We start from the raw sequence: 22,129 nt of genomic DNA, 5'->3' as shown, positions 1-22,129 counted from the left end.
ATGAGGAGGGGATAGCAGGGCAGGCTTAAGAAACCGTTGTCAGGCGAACAGCTCGCGGCAGAATTCCAGCCCCGAAACGAGGGCGTCCACGTCCTCGCGGGTGTTGTACATGGCAAAGCTGGCGCGCGCCGAGGCGGCAAGGCCGTAGTGCTGCATCAGCGGCATGGCGCAATGCGTCCCCGCCCGCACCGCGATGCCGCGCTGGTCGAGGATCGTGGCGATGTCATGGGCATGCGCCCCTTCCATGGTCATGGAAAAGATCGCGCCCTTGCCCGGCGCTGTTCCCTGAATCTGCAGCCAGTTCAGCCCGCCCAGACGTTCCACCGCATAGTCGCGCAAACCTGCCTCATGCGCGGAGATGTTGTCCATCCCCAGGCCCATCAAGTATTCCAACGCCGCGCCAAGGCCGATCTGGTTGACGATGCCGGGGGTGCCGGCCTCGAAGCGCAACGGCGGGTCGGCGTAGCTGACCGCATCGCGCGACACCTCGCGGATCATGTCGCCACCGCCGAAGAAGGGGCGCATCTCGGCCTGCCGCTCGGCCCGTATCCAGATCGCGCCGGAACCCGAGGGGCCGTAAAGCTTGTGCCCGGTGATGCAGTAGAAATCGCAGCCGAGCGCATCCACGTCCACCGGCATATGCACCGCCGCCTGACTGCCATCGACCAGCACCGGCACGTCCGTCCCCCGCGCGATGGCGCCCACGTCCACCACCGTGCCGGTCACGTTGGACATATGGGTGACGGCGATCAGCCGCGTCTTCGGTCCCACCGCCGCCAGCACCTTTTCGGGCGGAAGGCTGCCGTCGGGCTCGGGTTCGACCCAGCGCAGGACGACGCCCTGGCGTTCGCGCAGGAAATGCCAGGGGACGATATTGGCGTGGTGTTCCAGCACCGACAGCAGGATCTCGTCGCCGGGCTGCAGGCGCGGCGCGGCCCAGCCGTAGCTGACGAGGTTGATCCCCTCGGTCGAGCCGCTGGTGAAGACGACCTCGCTTTCATCCCGCGCGTTCAGGAAGCGGGCGATGATCCCGCGCACCCGTTCATAGTTGTCAGTCGCGAGGTTCGACAGGAAATGCAGGCCACGGTGGACGTTGGCGTATTCGCCCGCATAGGCCGCCGAGATCGCGTCGATCACCACCTGCGGCTTCTGCGCGCTGGCGCCGCTGTCCAGGTAGACCAGAGGCCGCCCGTTCACCTGCCGCGACAGGATCGGGAAATCGGCGCGGACGCGGGTGATGTCAAAGCTCATGTGGGCGCTCCCGGCAGGACCCCGAGGGTGGCGGCGAGGATGGACAGAAGAAAGCTGGTCAGCATGATCGTGCCAAGAATGCCCATCACCACCATCAGCGCATTGCGGAAGCCGTGCACCGCCATCGTCAGGGCCACCATCAGATAGGCGGCCAGCAGCAGCGTCGCAATGCCGACCAGCGCGCCCAGCGGCGGCAGGATCAGGGTGACGGCAAGCTGGATGGTCTGCAGGGCGACCATGATCGCCTCGATCCAGCCGACGGCCAGCAGCGCGTCGGCGAACTTGCCGGTGCCGCCGAAGATGCGGCCGACCTCGGCCAGCAGATAGGCGCCGAAGGCGGCCGAGACGACCTGCACCGAGGCCATCGAGATCGGCGAGGCCGTGAGCATCCCCAGCACCCCCGCCCCGCCCTCGGGTCCCGACATCAGGGCCGCGCCCATCCAGGACAGCACGGCCGAGGCCGCGGCGGTCGCGAAGACCAGCGCCCAGCGGTCGCCCGGCCCCCAGGGCCTGGCTTGCAGCATCCGGAATCCCGTCTGCGGGTCGCGGACGGTCAGCCTCATCAGTTCTATCATGCAGGGTGCCTTTTGCGGGACAGGGCGCGAAGCCCGGCGATCCAGAACACCAGAAACGCCGCGCCCGCCAGCAGGTTCACCACCGTCAGGGCGGGCCCCGGCCCCACGAACCCCTGCGTCAACCCTTGCAGCAGCATGACGGGCGAGGCCGCGGCCAGCGCCCAGACCAGCGCAAGGCGGGATTCGAAGCCCTCGATCCGCGTGCCGAAGGCGCGGAGGAGAAGCTGCACCACCAGCGCCGCCGTCATGACGACCAGCGGCATCAGGAACAGCGTCGCCAGCAACGCACCGCCCAGCCGCGCCTGCAGCGGCACCGATGGGTCCAGCGCCGCCGCCCGCGCGTGCGCCGGCCATTGCGCGACGAAATAGACCGCCATCGTGCCCAGCAGCAGCGCCAGCAGGCCCGCTTCGGAAATGCCGGCCATCCCGCGCACCGCCGCGCCGGGCCTGCGCCAAGTCTGCAGGATGCGCGGGACCAGCGCCACCTCAGCGCGCCTTCGCGGTCAGCCAGTCTTCGAGCCTGCCGGAGATCTCGGCGCGCAGCTCGTCGTTCTCGACCTCTTCCAGCGCGTCGGCAAGGAAGCTGAGGACCAGCAGCACCACCGCCCGTTCCTGCGGAATCCCGCGCGAGCGCAGGTAGAACAGCGCGGTTTCGTCAAGCGCCCCGGTGGTCGAGCCGTGCGAGCACTTCACGTCGTCGGCGTAGATTTCCAGTTCGGGCTTGGCGAGGAACTGGCTGGTTTCATCCAGCAGCAGGGCCTGGCTGATCTGGTAGCCATCGGTCTTCTGCGCCCCCGGCTTCACGAGGATCTTGCCTTGGAAGACGCCGGTCGCGCCGTTCTTCAGCACCTTCTTGAAGACCTGCCGGCTTTCGCCGCGCAGACCCCCGTGGGTGATGAACACGGTGTCGTCATGGCGCAGGTTGTCACCATCGCCCAGCACGGCGGCGGCGACATGGGCCACGGCATCGTCGCCCGCAAGCTCGATCACCGATTCCGACCGCATGTGGCGGCCGTCGACCGACAGCTCGAAGCTTTTCAGCGAGGCGCCCTCGGCCACGCGCGAGAACAGGTGGCTGTTGAAGACGCGGGCGATCCCGGCGCGGTGGGCCGAGATGTGGTGCAGCTTCGCGCCAGGGGCGAGGTCAGCCTCGATCACCACGTTGCCGCGCGCGCCGACAAGGCCATTTTCCAGCAGCGTCAGGTCCGCGCCTTCCTCCACCCGCAGGATGTGATGCACGATCACATCCGCCGCCGGGTCCGAAACGCGGTAAAGGACCTGCACCGGCCGCGCAGCCTGTCCGGTGACGCGGATCACCACACCATCAGTAGCCACAGCCGTGTTCAGCGCGGCGAAGGCACGCGCGACGGGCTTTTGCCCCTGCGCTTCCAGCTTGCCGTAAGCCTCGCCAACCCAGTGGCCGGGCTGCGCGTCGGCCTGGGCCAGCGTGGCGATCTCGATTCCCGACAGCTTCAGGTCGTCCGAGGCGGCGGCGTCGAAGCGGCCATCGGTGAAGACCAGCCGCAGCTTGTCCACATCGGCGAACAGCGTCGGCTCGCCGCCGATGGCCTCGGCCGGCAGAGGCTCGGGGAGGGCAGCGTTGAAGAGCGCGGGGTCGGTATAGCGCCAGTATTCATGGCGCGGGCCGGGCAGGCCCTGCGCCTTCAGTCGCGCCAAGGCATCGGCGCGGGCAGCGGCAGTGGTGCCGGTCATCGGCGCAGGCGCGGCGTCAAGCCGGGCGGCGAGTTGAACGTCGGCGGGCGCGGAACGCGGCGCGCCCTCGATCACGGGGGTCTGGATGGTCATGGTCGCGGCCTCAGGCATCCGCCACCTCGGCGAGGATGTCCCCGTAGCCGTTGCGTTCCACTTCCAGCGCCAGTTCCGGGCCGCCCGACTTCACGATCCGCCCGTCATTCATGATATGCACCACGTCCGGCACGATATGGTCCAGGAGCCGCTGGTAGTGGGTGATGACAAGGAAGCTGCGCTCGGGCGAGCGCAGCGCGTTCACGCCATCCGCCACCAGCCGCATCGCGTCCACGTCGAGACCCGAGTCCGTCTCGTCCAGGATACACATGCGGGGTTCCAGCATGGCCATCTGCAGGATCTCGTTGCGCTTCTTCTCGCCGCCCGAAAAACCCACGTTGACCGGGCGCTTCAGCATCTCGGCGTCGATGTCCAGCGCCTTGGCTTTCTCGCGCACCAGCTTGAGGAACTCGCCCGCCGACAGCTCCTCCTCGCCGCGCGCCTTGCGCTGGGCGTTCACCGCCGTCCGCAGAAAGGTCATGTTGCCGACGCCGGGGATTTCCACCGGATACTGGAAGGCCAGGAACAGGCCGGCAGCGGCGCGTTCTTCCGGCTCCATCTCCAGCAGGTCCTTGCCGTCCAGCGTGGCAGTGCCACCCGTGACCTCATAGCCTTCGCGGCCCGCAAGCACATAGGAGGTCGTGGACTTGCCCGAGCCGTTGGGGCCCATGATCGCATGAACCTCGCCCGCAGGCACGGTCAGCGTGACGCCCTTGAGGATCGGCTTGCCCTCTTCCTCAAGCTGCACGTGAAGGTTTTCGATTTCCAGCATGTTCATCTCCTTTATTCTTGTTGGGCCAGACTAGAGCTGGACGGCACTGCTGACAGCTTCTGGCAAGGTGTGACTGGCAGTTGCTTGACGGAGTTGAGTAATGGCGCTCTGCAAAGCCTGGTTCTGTGCATCGCTGACCCCGAAAATCGCCATGAGACGCTCGATTTCCGCCGAGACAGCAGCCTCGTGCTTGAGGATGCTTTGATCCTCGCAGTCATTCCGGTTCATCTGCTGGTAGAACTCGGCATTGTGCCGCTTGTTGGCCTCCCCAGTCTGCGACGCCGCCCATCCGCGACCTCTGATACGCTTCATAGCGAAGTATTCCGGGGTTCTGACGCAATAATGGTTGATCTGTGCAACTTCATAGCTCAGTTCATTTGCCGGAATTCTGGATGCCCGTGATCGATTCAGACCTTCGACCCACTTTCGGTGAACCCTGTTATGCACCGGCAGGCTCTGTCCATCGCATCCGGCGAAACTCTGGATAGGCAGAGATCCTGCCAGAAGCGGCCGATGAACAGAGTGACCTGACAAACCAACGACAGCATCACTCATTCTGAAGAATGTCTTGACCTTCAGATTGACTTCCGAGTCTTGGCTTGCCGCCAGCATGAAGCTTTCAGAAATGAAACGTCCGGGAAAGGTTTCATTTCCTCCATCCCCAAAAATGCGCCACGGAATGATGATCGCTTGGCGTGGGCCGAGATGATTGACCAGATCAGCGACGGTGCCGTCGCCGATATGGATGTTCAGGAACTCGTCCGCATCCAGCCAGATTGCCCAATCTCCGGAGCGGATATAATTTTCCGCATTTGCGATTTCGGCAGCGGCAGCCTGCGGAGCTACGCCATCCGAAACCGCAGTCACGGTGTGAATGATCTCGCCGGCAGCAGCGAGGCAGTCCAACAGCTCATTCGTCATGTCGTTCGAAGGATTGGAGACTATAGCAATCCTGTCAAAGCCGATGACCTTGTGGTAGGCAATCCATTCCAGAAGGAACGGTGCCTCATTCTTTACGGCCGTGAACAGCGTAGCGTGCAGCTTATCATCCGCATCGACTTCCTGCGTCACCCCACCGAACCTTCCAGCGAGATCGCGACCAGGCTCTGCGCCTCCATCGCGAATTCCATCGGCAGGGCCTGCAGCACGTCGCGGCAGAAGCCGTTGACGACCAGGGCTACCGCTTCTTCCTCGTCCATGCCGCGGGCGCGGCAGTAGAACAACTGGTCCTCGTCCACCTTGGAGGTGGTGGCCTCGTGTTCCACGCGCGAGGAGCTGTTCTTGACCTCGATATAGGGCACGGTATGCGCCCCGCACTGGTCGCCGATCAGCAGGCTGTCGCACTGGGTATAGTTGCGGCTGTTGGTGGCGCGCGGGTGCATCGTCACCAGACCCCGATAGGTGTTCTGGGCCTGACCGGCGGAGATCCCCTTGGACACGATCCGCGAGCGGGTGTTCTTGCCGAGGTGGATCATCTTGGTCCCTGTGTCGGCCTGCTGGGCGTTGTTGGTGATGGCGATCGAGTAGAACTCGCCCTGCGATTCATCGCCGCGCAGGATGCACGAGGGATATTTCCAGGTGATCGCGGACCCGGTTTCCACCTGCGTCCACATCACCTTGGCGCGGGCCTCGCGGCAGTCGGCGCGCTTGGTGACGAAGTTGTAGATGCCGCCCTTCCCTTCCTCGTCGCCCGGATACCAGTTCTGGACGGTGGAGTATTTCACCTCGGCGTCTTCCAGCACGACGATTTCCACCACCGCCGCGTGCAACTGGGCCACGTCGCGCTTGGGCGCGGTGCAGCCTTCCAGGTAGCTGACGTGGCTGCCCTTGTCGGCGATGATCAGCGTGCGCTCGAACTGGCCGGTGTTTTCCGCGTTGATGCGGAAATAGGTGGACAGTTCCATCGGGCAGCGGACGCCCGGCGGGATATAGACGAAGGATCCATCCGAGAAGACGGCCGAGTTCAGCGTCGCGAAATAGTTGTCCGAGGGCGGCACGACCGAGCCGAGGTATTTCTTCACCAGTTCGGGATGCTCGCGGATCGCCTCGCTGATCGAGCAGAAGATCACGCCGGCCTTCGCCAGCTCGTCCTTGAAGGTCGTCCCCACGCTGACCGAATCGAAGACGGCGTCCACCGCGACCCGGCGCGCGTCGGCGGGCGTCGCATCAGCCCCTTCGACCCCGGCCAGGATCGCCTGTTCCCTCAGCGGGATGCCCAGCTTTTCATAAGTTGCCAGCAACGCGGGATCGACCTCGTCCAGCGACTTCGGTTTCACCGCCATGCTTTTCGGGCGGGCGTAGTAATACTGGTCCTGATAGTCGATGTCGGGATAGTTCAGCATCGCCCAGCGGGGTTCGGTCATGCCCTGCCAGCGGCGGAAGGCGGCCAGACGCCACTCGGTCATCCACTCGGGCTCGTCGTTCTTCTGGCTGATCAGCCGGACGATGTCTTCGTTGACGCCCTTGGGGGCGTATTCCATCTCGATCTCGGTTTCCCACCCGTATTTGTAGGACCCCATGTTGGCGACGGTCTCGACCGTCTCACGGTCGACGCCTTCGCGGACTTCGATCTCGGGCATGTCCAGAGCGGCCATCGGTTACCTTCTTCCCTGCTTGCTTCGCCATCGGTCGCGGGCGGCAAGCCACGCTTCGGCAAAGCGGTCCAATTCCTCAACCGTCGTCGTTCCCCCGAACGAGACGCGCAACGCGCAAGCCGCATCCGCCTCGGCCACGCCCATCGCGCGCAGCACCCCGCTGGACCGGACCTTGCCGGAACTGCAGGCCGACCCGGCAGAGACGGCAAAGCCGGCCAGGTCCATCTGCATCACCTGCGTCTCGCCCTTCCACCCCGGCGTGAGGATGGACAGCGTCTGCGGCAGGCATCGGGATACGCGCCCCGGAAACATAGTGTTTCCCTCGGCATCTTCCAACCTCTCGCGCAGATGTTCTCGCATCCCGGCAAGTCTTTCGGGGATTCCGGCGGCAAGATCACGCTGCGCGGCCTTCGCGGCGGCAGCAAAACCGGCGATGGCGGCAAGGTTTTCCGTGCCTGCCCGGCGTCCGCTTTCCTGCCCGCCACCGCGCAGACGCGCGGGCCGATCCTCGCCCTCGGCAAGGATCAGCGCGCCGATACCGCGCGGACCGCCCAGCTTGTGGGCGGTGACGAAACCCGCCCGCACCCCCAGCCAGTCGAAGGCCATCGGGATCTTCCCAAAGCCCTGCGTCAGGTCGCTGACCGCGAGCCCCTGCGGCAGGTCCTGGATCACCCCCGTCTCACTGTTGGCTAACTGCAGCGTCGTGCGGGCCGGATCGTGCACGGTCACGCGGCCACTTGCGTCAACCGCCAGCTCCTCCTCGCCCCATGCCCGCACACAGTCATGCTCGACGCCTGCGCAGGCAAGCCCCTGCCCTTCCAGCGCCAGCGCGGCGGCCTCGGTCGAGCCCGAGGTGAAGACGATATCGGCGCGGGACGCGCCCAGCGTCTCGGCCAGTTCCTCGCGCGACCGTTCCAGCAGCATCTTGGCGGCCCGCCCCTCGGCATGGACGCTCGACGGGTTACCGATGATGTCGAAGGCCCCGGCCATTGCCGCCCGCGCGTCGGGCCGCAGCGGCGCGGTGGCGTTCCAGTCCAGATAAACGCGGCTCATTCGCTGCCCGCGCCGCTGCCCAGCCGGTCGGCGATGCGGGCGGCCAGACGGCGGCCGACCTCCTCCTTGGGCAGTTGCGGCCAATGCTCGGTGTTCGTCTCGGTGACGAGGATCACGCTGTTCTCGGTCCCGCCCATCACCCCGGTCGCGGGGCTCACGTCATTCGCCACGATCCAGTCGCAGCCCTTGCGGCGGCGCTTGGCGGTGGCATTCGCGACCACGTCATCCGTTTCCGCCGCGAAACCCACGACCAGCCGCGGACGCGCCTGGGCCCGGCTGATCCAGGCGAGGATATCGGGGTTCTCGGCCATCTCAAGCGCCGGCGGACGGCCCGAGCCGTCCTTCTTGATCTTGCGGTCCGAGGGGCTGGTCACCCGCCAGTCGGCCACCGCCGCCGCCATCACCGCCGCATCGGCGGGCAGAGCCGCCTCGACCGCGGCGCGCATCTCTGCCGCGGTTTCCACCCGCACCACCTGCACCCCCGCAGGCGGCGGCACGCTCGCCGGTCCCGTCACAAAGGTCACGCGCGCGCCCAGATCGCGCAAACCCGCCGCAACGGCTGTGCCCTGTGCCCCCGAGGATCGGTTCGCGATATAGCGCACCGGGTCGATCGGCTCATGCGTCGGCCCCGAGGTGACGACGACATGCCGCCCCGTCAGCGGCCCCGCCGTCAGACCCGGCACCACGACCGCCTCGGGCGGAAGCCGCAGCACCCCCGTCAGCCGCAGCGGCCGCTCGGCATCCGCATCCTCCAGCGCATTGCGGATCGCATCGAAAATCGCCTCCGGCTCGGCCATCCGGCCCTCGCCCCATTCGCCGCAGGCCATGTCGCCCTCGTCGGGACCGACGAACAGCACCCCGTCGCTGTCCAGCGCCACGCGGTTGCGCTGCGTCGCCGGATGCTCCCACATCCGCACGTTCATGGCGGGCGCGATCAGCACCCGCTTGTCGGTCGCCATCAGCAGGGTCGAGGCAAGGTCGTCCGCGTGCCCCCCCGCCATCTTCGCCATCAGGTCGGCGGTCGCCGGCGCCACCACCACCAGATCGGCGGATCGCGACAACTGGATATGCCCCATCTCGGCCTCGCGGGTCAGGTCCCATAGGGCGGTGTGGCAGACCTCGTTCGACAAGGCCGACAGCGTCAGGGGCGTCACGAACTGCGCGCCTCCTTCAGTCAGAACCGTGGCGACGCCCATGCCTGCGCCTTTCAGCAGCCGCACAAGCTCGGGGATCTTGAAGGCGGCGATGCCGCCCCCCACGATCAGCAGAACGCGCTTTCCCTGCATCCCTTGTTCCTCGTCCCTGACTTGGCTGGCAGTTGCGACGAGACTTAGAAGACCGGACCCCACGGGGCAAGGAAGCCCGCAACATACGACCTTCCAGAAAGCAGCCTCCGGCAGCTTCTTTCTGGTTCAAATACCTATGCGGCAGCGACGCTCGCGTGATCCCGCCGGTTACGGCACAGCCGCAAAGCCGGCACCTGATGGGTCCTGCGACCCGGAACCATGCCCATCCGACCCTTGGCGGGATCTTTCCTCACACCCCTGCCGCAAACGGCAGCCGATACCCGATCGCCTCGGCGATGTGCGGCGCGCGCACATCCCCGGAATGGTCGAGATCCGCGATGGTGCGGGCCGTCCGCAACACGCGGTGATAGCCGCGGGCGCTCAGGCCCAGCCGCTCGGCTGAACGATGCAGCAGGCTGCGCCCCTCGCCGTCGGGCGCGGCGATCTCCTCCAGCACCGGGCCCGAGGCATCCGCGTTCACCCGCATTCCGGGATGCCGGGCAAAGCGATGCGCCTGCCGCTCGCGCGCCGCTTCGATCCGCGCCGCGACAGTGGCCGAGGTCTCGCCTCCGGGCTGCCCTTCAAGATCGCTGACGGCCACCGCGGGCACCTCGATCCGCAGATCGAAGCGGTCCATCAGCGGCCCCGAGAGTTTGCCCATGTAATCCGCCCCGCATTGCGGCGCCCGCGCGCAGGCCCGCGCCGCATCCGCCAGATGCCCGCAGCGGCAGGGGTTCGCCGCCGCGATCAGCAGGAAGCGGCAGGGATAGCGCACATGGGCATTGGCCCGCGCCACCACGACCTCGCCCGTTTCCAGCGGCTGGCGCAGGGTTTCCAGCACCTGCCGGGGAAATTCGGGCAGTTCGTCCATGAACAGCACGCCGTTATGGGCAAGGCTGATCTCTCCGGGCTTTGCCCCCCGCCCGCCGCCGACGATGGCGGCCATCGAGGCGGTGTGATGCGGATCACGGAACGGCGCCTCGCGCGAAATCCCGCCTTCGGTCAGCATCCCCGCCAGCGACTGGATCATCGAGGTTTCCAGCGCCTCGACCGGCGTCAGTTCCGGCATCAATCCCGGCAGCCGGGCAGCGAGCATCGACTTGCCCGACCCCGGCGGGCCGACCATCAGCAGATGGTGCCTTCCGGCAGCGGCGATCTCCAGCGCCCGCTTGGCGCGTTCCTGTCCCTTGACGTCGGCCATGTCGGCCAGCCGGGGCGTGCGCACCACCCGCCCCGGCTCGGAGGGCGCCACCGGCGCGCGGCCGGTCAGGTGATCGACGACCTGCCGCAGCCCCTTGGGCGCGATCACCGGCACCGCGCCGACCCATGCCGCCTCGGGTCCGCAGGCGGGCGGGCAGATCAGCACCCGCTGCTCTTCGGCGGCAGCCATCGCGGCCGGCAAGGCGCCCGCGACCGAAACCAGCCGCCCGTCCAGCGCAAGTTCCCCCAGAGAGACAACGCCCTCAAGCTCATCCGCCGGCAGCACCTCCAGCACCGCCAGCACCGCAAGCGCGATGGGCAGGTCGAAATGCGAGCCTTCCTTGGGCAGGTCGGCAGGCGACAGGTTCACCGTCACCCGCTTGTTCGGCATCGCCACCGACATGGCGCCGAAGGCTGCGCGGATACGTTCCCGCGCCTCGCTGACCGCCTTGTCGGGCAGGCCCACGATGGTGAAGGAGGGCAGGCCGGGCGAGACCGCCGCCTGCACCTCGACCAGTCGCGCCTCGATCCCGTCGAAAGCGACGGTATAGGCGATCGCGACCATTTTCCCTCCGTCCGGTTCGGAACCGGCTTAGGGACAAAGCCTTTCAAAATCGTTAAAGGCCGGCGTTGATCGGCAAGAATCGCCTGAAAATCATCGAGGCTCGTCAGCGTCGGCCCGGTCACGATCTGCCCGCTGGGCCGGAAAGCAGAGATGCCGCCGCGGCAATTCCGATGTCGCGTGGGGACGGACACGGATGTGGCGGGTGATGACCCGCCCTTCGCACGAAGCTCACGTTGGCCTCCATGGGTTCTGCCATCCACGCGCTGACCTTGTGCACACCACGATAACGCGGCCGGGCGGGCAGAAAGGCGTCAAGGCGCGGTGTCGGGCCGGTGGCGGCAACCATCCGCTTGAACAGTGCGGAGCAATGGCGCCGCGACCTTTGTTACCTTTCAGATCAGGCGGCGTCATCGCCGGAGCGCCGGGAACCCCCGATGCCGGCTGGCGCCTTTGCGTTGATCCCCGTCAGCCGGCCGGGACGCCATGCCGATCACGGCGCGGCTGGGTCTGCACCACCCCGCATCCTCGTCCGGCGAGTCGTCAGGCTTGCCGCGCAGAGGCGCGGCGGCGCTCGATCGCCTCCCAGATCAGGGCGGCGGCGTTGATGCCATCGAAACGCTCAAGCTCCTGGATGCCGGTGGGCGAGGTCACGTTGATCTCGGTCAGCCAGCCGTCGATCACGTCGATGCCGACGAAGATCAGCCCCTTCTCACGCAGGACCGGGCCGATGGCGGCGCAGATCTCGCGTTCGCGCTGTGTCAGGCCCACCTTCTCGGGGCGGCCGCCGACATGCATGTTGGACCGCGCCTCGCCCTCGGCCGGGATGCGGTTGATCGCGCCGACCGGTTCCCCGTCCACGAGGATCACGCGCTTGTCGCCCTTGACCACGGCGGGCAGGTATTTCTGCACGATCACCGGCTCGCGGCTGAGGCCGCCGAAAAGTTCGAGCAGCGCCGAGAGGTTGGCATCGGCCTGCGGCAGGTGGAAGACCCCCGCCCCGCCGTTGCCGTAAAGCGGCTTGATGATGATCTCGTCATGGCGCTGGCGGAAGGCGCGGATCGCCTCGACGTCGCGGGCGATCATGGTGGGGGGCGTCAGGTCGGGGAAATCCAGCACGAACAGCTTTTCCGGCGAGTTCCTGACCCAGAAGGGATCGTTCACCACCAGCACGTCAGGGTGGATGCGGTCCAGCAGATGCGTGGTGGTGACATAGCCCATGTCGAAGGGCGGGTCCTGGCGCAGCCAGACGACGTCGAACTCGGTCAGGTCGGCCGTGCGCCATTCGCCGAAGGTGACGTGGTTGCCCTGTTCCCGCCGCAGGGTCACGTCGCGGCCGCGCGCGGACAGCCGCCCTTCGTCGAAGATCAGCGCGTCGGGCGTGTACTGGAACAGGCTGTGGCCCCTCGCTTCGGCTTCCAGCCCGATCCGGAACGTCGAGTCGGCCGAGATCGAGACATTCTCGATCGGGTCCATCTGCAGGGCGACCTTGAGGGGCATCGTCGGCTCCGGGGCTGGGGTTGAACTCGCCCGGTTCTGGCGCGGGCGTCCGGGCGATGCAAGCACAGGGTCAGTTCAGGCCGAAGGCGTTCTCGACGATCTCGACCCGGCCGGAGGCATCCACCAGGGCCGCGTCGAAGCGCATCTCGGTCAGCGATCCGCCGGGCAAGCGGTCGGAATACAGCAGCGCAGCCCGGCAGATCCGGTCCATCTGCCGGCGCGAGATGCGCTGGGCGGCGATGTCATGGGTTCCGGATTTCTTGACCTCGACAAAGACGATGGCGGCGCCGTCGCGCAGGATCAGGTCCACCTCGCCCGCCGGGCTGCGCCAGCAGCGTTCCAGGATCTCGCAGCCGCGCCCGGCATAGCGGTCTGCCACCAGACGCTCGGCCGCATGGCCGCTGGCCTGGGCGGCGATCCCGCGCGCCACGCGGCCATGAGCGGAACGGCGCGGCGCAGGCCTTGCGGCATCAGTCCAGGGCATCAGCACCGTCATCGTCCCGTTCCTCCTGCATGGCCAAGGCCATGCGATACACATCCTTGCGCGGGCGTCCGACCGCAACTGCCACCTCGGCCGCTGCGTCCCGCATGGTCATCCTGCCCAGCCGACAGGCAAGCGCGGCACGAACCGCCTCGTCGCCCGCTACCACCTCGCCAGCCGGCGCCATCACCACCACGACCTCGCCCCGCAAACCCTCCTCGGGGATCGCCTCCATCACCGTCCGGGCGGGTCCGCGCAGAACCTCTTCGAACTTCTTCGTCAGTTCCCTGCAAACCGCGATATCACGGTCCCCGTCGATCTCGCAGAGATCTTTCAACATATCCTTAACGCGCCGCGGGCTTTCGAATATCACCACCGTCGCATCCAGTCCCGCCTGCCGTTCCAGCCAGCGCCGCCGCGCCCCCTTCTGCGACGGCGCGAAGCCCGCAAAGAGAAAGCGGTCCGTCGGCAGCCCCGCCACCGTCAGCGCCGCCAGCAGGGCCGAGGCGCCAGGAACGGCATGGACCCGCCCCCCTGCCTCCGCCACGTCCCGCGACAGCCGGAACCCCGGATCGGCCACCAGCGGTGTGCCCGCGTCCGAGCAATAAGCGACCGAAAGCCCCTCATTGATCGCGGTCAGAATCGAGGGCCGGGCGCGGTCGGCATTGTGGTCGTGATAGGCAAGGATGCGCCGCCCGCGCAGCGGAACCCCGTGGATCGACATCAGGTGGCGCAGGGTGCGGGTGTCCTCGGCCGCCAGCAGGTCGGCGGCGTTCAGCACGTCGAGCGCCCGCAGCGTAATGTCCCGCGCGGCCCCGATGGGCGTTGCGACAAGGTAAAGCCCCGGATCAAGTCGCGAGGCGAGGACCGAGGCCGCGAGAACGCGCGCAGGCTCGGCCCCTGGAGGAACCGCCTCGTGGCGGCCGGATCGTTCGTCTTCGCGCATCAACGGCCTTTCGTCCGGTCGGGGCGTCAGGTTGCCACGGCGGAAGGACTGTGGCTACCCTTCCGCCCGAACCGGCATTCCAGAACAAGGGAATCACCCGATGGTCTCCATCCCCCTGCGGCCCGCCTCGGCGTCTTGGCGCCGCCCTCTGATGCGCGTGGCGGCGCTGGTCTCGGCACTGGCACTTGCCGCCTGCGAGCCGGTGCAGGAGCAGGCTTCCGGCCCGCAGACCGGCCCGGTCATCGACCCGTCACAGCCGGTGCAGGTCGCGCTGCTGGTGCCGGGCGGCTCGGGCGATCCGAACTACGACTACATGGCGCGGTCGATGGCGAATGCGGCGCGGATGGCGGTGGCCGACGCGCAGGGCGCCCGCATCGACCTGCGGGTCTATGAAAGCGGTGACGACGCGGCCCGCGCGGTGCAGGAAGCGAACCGTGCGGTCGGCGAGGGCGCCAAGGTCATCGTCGGACCGTTGCATGCGGAGTCGGCCAATGCAGTGGGCAATGCGGTGCGCGGGCGGGTGAACGTCGTGTCATTCTCGAACAACGCCGACATCGCCGGCGGCAACCTGTTCGTGCTGGGCAACACCTTCGCGAACACCGCAAACCGGCTGGTCTCCTATGGAGTGGACCGGGGCCTCAGCCGCTTCCTCATCGTCCACGAGACGGATGTCGCAGGCCAGATCGGCGGCAATGCCATCGAGGGCGCCATCGCCCGCAACCGCGCGACCACCGTCGGCAAGACCGGCCACGGGCCGACGCGGGCCGAGATGGACCGCATCGCCCCCACCATCGCCCGGGCGGCGGCCGCCAACCAGGCGCAGGCGATCTTTCTGACCGGCAACAACGTGGCCGTTCTGCCCGAGATCACCGGCGCGCTGGCGGATGTCGGGCTGAGCGGGCAGTCGATCCAGTTGATGGGCCTGACCCGCTGGGACATCCCGAGCGACCGTGCCGGCCTGCCGCAACTCCAGAACGGCTGGTTCGCGGTCCCCGACCTGCCTCGCATCGCCGAGTTCAACGCCCGCTACCGCGCCGCCTTCGGCGAGCAGCCGCATGAATTCGCGACGCTGGCCTATGACGGGGTTTCGGCCATCGCGGCGCAGGTCCGCGCCGGGCGGCGCGATGCCGTGACCACCGCCGGGCTGACCCGCGGCAGCGGATTCGCCGGCATCCAGGGCGCCTTCCGCCTGCTGCCCGACGGCGGCAACCAGCGCCAGCTTGCGGTCGCCACCCTGCGGAACGGGCAGCTTGTCATCATCGACCCGCCCAGCCGCAGCTTCCGCGGCGCCGGTTTCTGATCTTGATCCGATCCGCAGAGGACGGCGCCGCCGTTCAGCCGATCCAGAGCGCCCCGGCCCTGCCCGGGGCGCATCCGTTGTTCGACAGCGAATCCGCGATCATCGGGCTGGACGCCGCGCTGCAGGGGTTGACCGACCCGCGCGAGATCCGTGCCCGCACCGTGGCGCTGCTGTCCACCGCCCGCGCCGAGGCGATGGCCGACATCGTCGCGGGCCTTGCCAGCCACCCCCGCAAGGGGCGAGAGACGGTCCGCGCCATCGCGCAGCTGACCGATGCCACCGTCCGCGCCATCCACCATGTCGCCACCGTGCGCCTGCATCCGAACCTCGCGCCGACCGAGGGCGAGCGGCTGGCGGTGCTGGCCGTCGGCGGCTATGGGCGTGGCGAGATGGCGCCCCATTCCGACGTGGACCTGCTGTTCCTGCTGCCCTGGAAACCCACCGGCTGGATCGAAAGCGTCATCGAATCGATGCTCTACATGCTGTGGGATCTCAAGCTGAAGGTCGGGCAGGCCACGCGGTCCATCGACGAATGCATCCGGCTGGCCGAGGCCGACATGACCATCCGCACCAGCCTGCTGGAACACCGGCTGGTCTGCGGCGACGCCCTGCTGGGGCAGACCCTGCGCGAACGCCTGTGGCCGGAACTCTTCGAGCGCACGGTGCCCCAGTTCATCGAGGCCAAGCTGGAGGAGCGGAAGGAGCGCCACCGCCGGCAGGGCGGCCGACGCTATGTGCTGGAACCCAACGTCAAGGAAGGCAAGGGCGGGCTGCGCGACCTGCAGACGCTTTACTGGATCGCCAAATACATCCACCAAGTGGACCGCGCGATCGAGCTGGTGGACGCCGGCCATTTCACCCGCGCCGAGCACACGACCTTCTGGGCGGCCGAGGATTTCCTGTGGGCCGTCCGCTGCCACATGCATCTGGTCGCCGGCCGCGCAGTCGAAAAGCTCAGCTTCGACATGCAGGTCGAAGTGGCGGGCCGCATGGGCTACCGCGACGCGGGCGGGCGGCGGGGGGTCGAGATCTTCATGCAGGATTATTTCCGTCAGGCCACCCGCGTGGGCGAGTTGACCCGCGTCTTCCTGACCGGGCTGGAACAGCGCCACCTGTATCGCGCAACCCTTCTGGAACGGTTCCGCAAGCCAAGGGTCGCCGCAGGCTTCAGGGTGGAAACCGGGCGCCTTGCCATCGCCGATCCTGACAGCTTCTTCGCCGATCCCCTGAACATCCTGCGCGTCTTCGAGGAAGCCCTGCGCAGCGGCATCCTGATCCACCCCGAGGCGATGCGGCTGGTGGCGCAGAACCTTTACCGCATCGACGAGCCCATGCGCGCCGACCCCGAGGCCGCGCGCATCTTCCTCGACCTGCTGCTGAAGCACGGCAACCCGGAACGCGCCCTGCGCCGGATGAACGAACTGGGCGTGCTGGGCGCCTATATTCCCGAATTCGAGCGCATCGTCGCGATGATGCAGTTCAACGTCTATCACCACTACACGGTGGACGAGCACCTGATCCAATGCGTGGCGGCGCTGGCGCAGATCGAGCGGGGCGAACTGGTCGAGGACCTGCCCATCGTCAGCGCCGTCATGGCCGAGGGCAAGCTGGACCGGACGGTGATCTACCTCGCCACCCTGCTGCACGACATCGGCAAGGGACGCCCCGAGGATCACTCGATCATCGGGGCGCAGATCGCCCGGCGGGTGTGCCAGCGCCTGGGGCTGGACCCCGCGCGGATCGAACTGGTCGAATGGCTGATCCGCAACCACCTGCTCATGTCGGACGTGGCGCAGAAGCGCGACATCTCGGACCCGCGCACGCTGCGCGATTTCGCCAAAGCGGTGCGCTCGCGCCAGAGGCTGGACCTGCTGGCGGTGCTGACCGTCTGCGACATCCGGGGCGTGGGGCCGACCACCTGGAACAACTGGAAGGCCGAGCTTCTGCGCAAGCTGCACCGGCTGACGGCGGACGTGCTGGAAAACGGGCTTGAGGATGTCAACCGCGAGCAGCGCGTGGACGAGGCGCGCCGCAGCCTGCGCCACCTGCTGACCGCCCAAGGCTGGGCGCCCGCCGACATCCGCGCCGAGGTCAGGCGGCATTACGACAGCTACTGGCAGGGGCTGCCCACGGACACGCAGCAGGTCTTCGCCCGGCTGCTGAAAGGCATCTCGGCCGACGAGATCCGCATGGACCTGGACCCCGACCTGCGGCGGGACGCGACGCGGGCGGCCTTTGTCATGGCGGACCATCCAGGGCTGTTCTCGCGTCTGGCAGGGGCGCTGGCGCTGGTCGGCGCCAACGTGGTGGACGCGCGGACCTATACCACGCGCGACGGCTATGCGACCGCCGTGTTCTGGGTGCAGGATGCCGAAGGGCGGCCCTATGCGTCCGACCGCCTGCCCCAGCTCAAGCGCATGATCTTCCGCACGCTGGCCGGAGAGGTCGTGCCCCGCGACGCCCTGACCGAGCGCGACAAGCCGAAAAAGCGCGACCGCGCCTTCCGCTTCCCGACCCATGTCACCTTCGACAACGAGGGGTCCGAGATCCACACGATCATCCAGGTGGACACCCGCGACCGGCCCGGGCTGCTTTACGACCTGACGCGGACGCTGGCCGCGAACCACATCCAGATCGTCAGCGCCGTGATCGCCACCTACGGCGCGCAGGTGGTGGACAGCTTCTACGTCAAGGACGCCTTCGGGCTGAAGCTGACCCAGCCCGCGAAACGAGAGGCCCTTGAACGCAGGTTGCATCAGGCGATACGCGAAGGCGCGGAACGAGCGGAGGCCTGAATTCATGCGTGGCGGACTGGTGCGGGGGTTCATCTCCGTGGGCCTCTGGACCTTCATGTCCCGGCTGACGGGTTTTGTGCGCGACATCCTGATGGCCGCCTGGCTGGGCACCGGCGCCCAGGCTGAGGCCTTTCTGGTGGCCCTGTCGCTGCCCAACATGTTCCGCCGCTTCTTCGCGGAAGGGGCCTTCAACACCGCCTTCGTGCCGATGTTTTCCAAGAAGCTGGAATCGGGCGAGGACCCCCGGCGCTTCGCCGCCGACGCCTTTGCCGGGCTGGGCTTCGTGGTCGCGGTGTTCTCGGCGCTCGCGATGATCCTGATGCCGGGGCTGGTCTGGCTGATGGCGGCGGGCTTCGCGGGCGATGAACGCTTCGGCCTTGCGGTGGAATACGGGCGGATCACATTTCCCTATATCCTGCTGATCTCGCTGGCCTCGATGATCTCGGGCGTGCTGAACGCCCATGGCCGTTTCGGGGTCGCGGCCGCCGCACCCGTGCTGCTGAACCTGCTGTTCATCCTGGCCATGCTGCTGGGGCGCTGGCAGGGATGGGATCTGGGGCTGACGCTTTCCTGGGCGACGCCGCTCACCGGGGTGGCGCAACTGGCGCTGGTCTGGTGGGACGCTTCGCGCACCGGCTGGCGCTTTGTGCCCGGCAGGCCGAGGCTGACCCCCGACATGCGCCGGCTTCTGTCGATCGCGCTGCCGGCGATATTCGCGGGCGGCGTCGTGCAGGTGAACCTGCTGGTGGGGCGGCAGGTCGGGTCCTTCTTCGAGGGCGCGATCGGCTGGCTCAGCTATTCCGACCGGCTGTATCAACTGCCGCTGGGCGTGGTCGGGGCGGCGGTGGCGGTGGTGCTGCTGCCGGAACTGTCCCGCCGCCTGCGGGCGGGCGACGAGACGGGCGGCCAGTCGGCCCTGTCGCGGGCGACCGAGTTCGGGATGTTCCTGACCCTGCCCGCCGCCTTCGCCATCGCCGTGATCGCGGTGCCCATGGTGGCAACGCTGTTCGAGCGCGGCGCCTTCGACGCCCATGACACGGCAATGACCGCGCGGGCGCTGGTCGTCTATGCCTTGGGCCTGCCCGCCTTCGTCCTGCAGAAGATCCTGCAGCCCCTATATTTCGCGCGCGAGGATACGCGGACACCCTTCCGCTATGCGGTTCATTCGATGATCGTGAACGCGGTTGTCGCGGTGGGGCTGATGCCGCTGATCGGCTTCGTGGCGGCCGCGCTGGGCACGACCGTGGCCGCCTGGGTCATGGTCGGACAGCTCTGGTGGGGCACGCGCGGCATGGGCCTTTCGGCGCGGCTGGACCAGCGGCTGCGCGCCCGGCTGCCGCGGATCATCCTGTCCTCGGCGTTGATGGCGGCAGGGCTGTGGGTGGTGCGAGGGTGGCTGGCGCAGGACGGCGAGGGCGACATACCCGACCTCGCCATCCTCGTTTTCGGGGGTGCTGCGGGTTATTTCGCGCTGAGCTTCCTGACCGGCGCAATCAGCCCGGCCGAGTTGCGCGCCAATGTCCGGCGGCGGCGCTGAGGATCAGTGTCGGGCCGGGGTTCTGCCCCATCGTCGTATAAGACGATCCCAAGATAGCCGGACGAAGAAGAACCAGCGCGAACAATCTCCGCAAGTTCTTCTTCGTCGAAATATCCCACGGGGGCGCGGGGGTGTGAAACCCCCGCTGGCGACGGTGCAGCCGCAGCAGCGCGACATGATCTACCGCTGGCGGATGCGCCGACGCACTCGCCCCACGCCGCCAGGGATCAGCACAAAGGACAGCCCGAAGCCGATCACGAAGCCCGAGACCTCGGCGATCCAGTTCTTGCCCGCGCCGCCAAAGGCGATGCCGAACACAAGCTGGAACAGCAACAGCACCCCGATCAGGGTGAAGGCGCGAAGCTGGTTGGCGTTCTCCTGACCCAGCCGGGTCCACAAAAGGAAGGTGAAGGCGCCGAGCAGTCCGTAGACCGGCGCATAGCCCCCCACCAGGGGGTCGAAGCGGAACAGCGGCAGCATCCCCGCGGCAACCGAATAGACCGCCGCGCCGCCGATGGCCGAGGCGAAGAACAGCGCCAGCACCGCCCAAGGCCGGAACGACCGCGCCACCATGTTGCCCAGCGCCAGCAGGAACACCACGACGAAGATCGCGTGGGTCAGAGAGTAATGGACGAAGGGATAGGTGAGCAGCCGGTAAAGCTCGGCCCCCGCGACCGAGGAGCGGCCGAAGGCGCGGACCAGGAACTCGGGGGCGAAGGCGGTCTGCTCGACCATGATCTGGCGCGCGGCCTGACCGGCGTTGACGCCGCCCGCAAGGAAGCCCAGGCGGCCGAGGCCGAAATACGCCTCGGCCGCGGCGATGGGGGCCACCAGCATCCACAGCACGGCGGGCAGGCTGTTGACGGGGCTTTCGTTCATTCCGACGCGCATCGCGGTCCTTTCCGGCGCGGTTGCGCCTGTCAGGGGCAAGGGGTATCCCGACGCCGACGGATTTTCCAGCAGGCAGCAGCATGGCACGCGTTCACACTCCGCGCATCTTCTCGGGCATCCAGCCGTCGGGCGGTCTGACGCTGGGCAACTACCTCGGCGCCCTGCGCCGCTTTGCCGAAAAGCAGGGGCAGGTCGAGACGATCTACTGCCTCGTGGACCTGCACGCGATCACCGTCTGGCAGGAGCCCGAGCGGCTGCGCCAGCAGACGCGCGAGGCGGCGGCGGCCTTCCTTGCCGCGGGGATCGACCCGGCGCAGTCGGTGCTGTTCGTGCAAAGCCATGTCCCCGCCCATGCCGAGCTTGGCTGGATGCTGTCCTGCGTGGCCCGCTTGGGCTGGATGAACCGCATGACCCAGTTCAAGGACAAGGCGGGCAAGAACGCCGAGGCCGTCAGCCTTGGCCTTTATGCCTATCCCGCGCTGATGGCGGCGGACATCCTTGCCTATCACGCGACCCATGTGCCGGTGGGCGAGGACCAGAAGCAGCACGTGGAACTGACCCGCGACATCGCGGCCAAGTTCAACCACGACTACGGCACTGATTTCTTTCCCGCACCCGAGCCGGTGATCGAGGGCGCTGCGACCCGCGTCATGTCCCTGCGCGACGGGACGAAGAAGATGTCCAAGTCCGACCCCTCGGACGCCAGCCGCATCAACCTGACCGACGACGCCGACGCCATCGCCCAGAAGATCCGCAAGGCCCGCACCGATGCCGAGCCGCTGCCCGGCGCGATGGAGGGGCTGAAGGACCGGCCCGAGGCGCGGAACCTCGTTAACATCCACGCCGCCCTGTCGGACGAGACGCCCGACGCGGTGCTGGCACGCTTCGAGGGCCAAGGCTTCGGCGCCTTTAAGCCGGCGCTGGCCGACCTTGCGGTGTCGGTGCTGGCGCCGATCACCCGGCGGATGAACCAGTTGATGGGCGATCCTTCCGAGATCGACCGCATCCTGCTGGAAGGGGCCGAAAGGGCAAATGCCATCGCCTCGCCCATCGTGGCGGAAGCGCGCGAGATCATGGGAATGATCCGCGGGGCGCGCTGAGGCCGGGGCTGCCGCCCCCGCTGCGTTCCGCAGCTCCCCCGCGGATATTTGAGCGAAGAAGAACGGGCAGCCAAGCGCCCTGCAGCGTCAGGCGGGCGACCCGCCATCCTGCGTCGAAGGCGCGGGCGGGTTGGCCATGATCTCGAAGACGCGCTCGGGTGGACGGCAGAGGCGGGTGCCGAGCGATGTCCGCACGAAGGGACGTTCCAGCAGGATCGGATGCGCCACGATCGAATCGAGAAGCTGGTCGTCGGTCAGTTCGGGATCGCCCAGGCCGAGGTCGTGATAGGGGGTGTTGCGCTGCCGCAGCCCCTGCCGGACCGTCAGCCCGGCGTTGGCTGTCCATTGCCGGATCGTCTCGCGGTCGGGCGGGGTCTTGAGATATTCGATCACCTCGGGATCGTCGCCGCTTTCGCGCAGCGCGGCCAGCACCTTGCGCGAGGTCGAACAGTTCGGGTTGTGCCAGATCACCGTCATGTC

General features: G+C 67.6%; 19 protein-coding genes. 4 read left to right on the top strand and 15 right to left on the bottom strand.

Annotated elements, in window-relative coordinates:
- Window positions 1–39 precede the first annotated feature (39 nt).
- The 13 genes from JGR78_RS16215 to rsmI all read right to left on the bottom strand — a co-directional run bounded on the left by JGR78_RS16215 (window position 40) and on the right by rsmI (window position 14,026).
- A complete protein-coding gene (locus tag JGR78_RS16215; RefSeq protein WP_182790882.1) occupies window positions 40–1,251 on the bottom strand; it encodes a cysteine desulfurase in 1,212 nt (403 codons plus the stop codon).
- On the bottom strand, window positions 1,248–1,826 hold the full coding sequence (locus tag JGR78_RS16210) for a YIP1 family protein (RefSeq protein ID WP_182790883.1): 579 nt from the start codon (window positions 1,824–1,826) through the stop codon (window positions 1,248–1,250). Before JGR78_RS16210 ends, JGR78_RS16215 begins: the two co-directional genes overlap by 4 nt.
- The gene (locus tag JGR78_RS16205) at window positions 1,823–2,311 is read right to left on the bottom strand and encodes a hypothetical protein (protein ID WP_182790884.1); all 489 of its coding nucleotides are present in this window, start codon (window positions 2,309–2,311) and stop codon (window positions 1,823–1,825) included. The genes JGR78_RS16210 and JGR78_RS16205 overlap by 4 nt, the downstream gene beginning before the upstream one ends.
- 1 nt (window position 2,312) lies before the next feature.
- The gene (locus JGR78_RS16200; protein WP_370576348.1) at window positions 2,313–3,632 is read right to left on the bottom strand and encodes a SufD family Fe-S cluster assembly protein; all 1,320 of its coding nucleotides are present in this window, start codon (window positions 3,630–3,632) and stop codon (window positions 2,313–2,315) included.
- 10 nt (window positions 3,633–3,642) lie between these two features.
- On the bottom strand, window positions 3,643–4,404 hold the full coding sequence (sufC, locus tag JGR78_RS16195) for a Fe-S cluster assembly ATPase SufC (protein WP_182790886.1): 762 nt from the start codon (window positions 4,402–4,404) through the stop codon (window positions 3,643–3,645).
- Between the two features lie 30 nt (window positions 4,405–4,434).
- Window positions 4,435–5,475, bottom strand: coding sequence for a glycosyltransferase family 2 protein (locus JGR78_RS16190; RefSeq protein ID WP_182803382.1), 1,041 nt, complete (start codon window positions 5,473–5,475; stop codon window positions 4,435–4,437).
- A complete protein-coding gene (gene sufB / locus JGR78_RS16185) occupies window positions 5,472–6,998 on the bottom strand; it encodes a Fe-S cluster assembly protein SufB (RefSeq protein ID WP_182803384.1) in 1,527 nt (508 codons plus the stop codon). Before sufB ends, JGR78_RS16190 begins: the two co-directional genes overlap by 4 nt.
- 3 nt (window positions 6,999–7,001) lie before the next feature.
- On the bottom strand, window positions 7,002–8,051 hold the full coding sequence (locus JGR78_RS16180; RefSeq protein WP_182803387.1) for a cysteine desulfurase family protein: 1,050 nt from the start codon (window positions 8,049–8,051) through the stop codon (window positions 7,002–7,004).
- Entirely contained in the window at window positions 8,048–9,337 is a 1,290-nt protein-coding gene (locus tag JGR78_RS16175; RefSeq protein ID WP_182803389.1) for a phosphopantothenate--cysteine ligase family flavoprotein, read from the bottom strand. The genes JGR78_RS16180 and JGR78_RS16175 overlap by 4 nt, the downstream gene beginning before the upstream one ends.
- A 250-nt stretch (window positions 9,338–9,587) precedes the next feature.
- Window positions 9,588–11,102, bottom strand: a complete 1,515-nt coding sequence (locus tag JGR78_RS16170) for a YifB family Mg chelatase-like AAA ATPase (RefSeq protein WP_182803391.1) — start codon at window positions 11,100–11,102, stop codon at window positions 9,588–9,590.
- A gap of 540 nt (window positions 11,103–11,642) precedes the next feature.
- Entirely contained in the window at window positions 11,643–12,599 is a 957-nt protein-coding gene (gshB, locus tag JGR78_RS16165) for a glutathione synthase (protein ID WP_182790892.1), read from the bottom strand.
- Window positions 12,600–12,669: 70 nt separating this feature from the next.
- Window positions 12,670–13,095, bottom strand: a complete 426-nt coding sequence (locus tag JGR78_RS16160; RefSeq protein WP_255434703.1) for a YraN family protein — start codon at window positions 13,093–13,095, stop codon at window positions 12,670–12,672.
- Window positions 13,070–14,026: a 16S rRNA (cytidine(1402)-2'-O)-methyltransferase gene (gene rsmI / locus JGR78_RS16155; RefSeq protein ID WP_182803393.1), complete on the bottom strand. Its 957-nt coding sequence runs from the start codon at window positions 14,024–14,026 to the stop codon at window positions 13,070–13,072. Before rsmI ends, JGR78_RS16160 begins: the two co-directional genes overlap by 26 nt.
- Window positions 14,027–14,126: 100 nt before the next feature.
- Here rsmI and JGR78_RS16150 point away from each other — a divergent pair, with 100 nt between their 5' ends.
- The 3 genes from JGR78_RS16150 to murJ are packed head-to-tail and all read left to right on the top strand — an operon-like array spanning window position 14,127 to window position 19,658.
- Window positions 14,127–15,326, top strand: a complete 1,200-nt coding sequence (locus JGR78_RS16150; RefSeq protein ID WP_182803395.1) for a penicillin-binding protein activator — start codon at window positions 14,127–14,129, stop codon at window positions 15,324–15,326.
- 2 nt (window positions 15,327–15,328) lie between these two features.
- Complete coding sequence (locus JGR78_RS16145; RefSeq protein ID WP_182790896.1) at window positions 15,329–18,121, top strand: [protein-PII] uridylyltransferase; 2,793 nt, start codon at window positions 15,329–15,331, stop codon at window positions 18,119–18,121.
- A gap of 4 nt (window positions 18,122–18,125) precedes the next feature.
- A complete protein-coding gene (gene murJ, locus JGR78_RS16140; protein WP_182790897.1) occupies window positions 18,126–19,658 on the top strand; it encodes a murein biosynthesis integral membrane protein MurJ in 1,533 nt (510 codons plus the stop codon).
- A 180-nt stretch (window positions 19,659–19,838) separates the two neighbouring features.
- On the opposite strand, the gene JGR78_RS16135 is transcribed toward murJ, so the two are convergent.
- Window positions 19,839–20,549 (bottom strand): rhomboid family intramembrane serine protease, encoded by a 711-nt coding sequence (locus JGR78_RS16135; RefSeq protein WP_182790898.1) that lies wholly within the window; start codon window positions 20,547–20,549, stop codon window positions 19,839–19,841.
- Between the two features lie 80 nt (window positions 20,550–20,629).
- Here JGR78_RS16135 and trpS point away from each other — a divergent pair, with 80 nt between their 5' ends.
- Window positions 20,630–21,649 (top strand): tryptophan--tRNA ligase, encoded by a 1,020-nt coding sequence (gene trpS / locus JGR78_RS16130; RefSeq protein ID WP_182790899.1) that lies wholly within the window; start codon window positions 20,630–20,632, stop codon window positions 21,647–21,649.
- Between the two features lie 87 nt (window positions 21,650–21,736).
- On the opposite strand, the gene arsC is transcribed toward trpS, so the two are convergent.
- A complete protein-coding gene (arsC, locus tag JGR78_RS16125; protein ID WP_182790900.1) occupies window positions 21,737–22,126 on the bottom strand; it encodes an arsenate reductase (glutaredoxin) in 390 nt (129 codons plus the stop codon).
- Window positions 22,127–22,129 lie beyond the last annotated feature (3 nt).

Source organism: Paracoccus sp. MC1862 (genome assembly GCF_016617715.1).
Taxonomy (GTDB): domain Bacteria; phylum Pseudomonadota; class Alphaproteobacteria; order Rhodobacterales; family Rhodobacteraceae; genus Paracoccus.
Note: the sequence above shows the minus strand (reverse complement) of the source record. Positions and strands in the feature narration are given on the sequence as shown.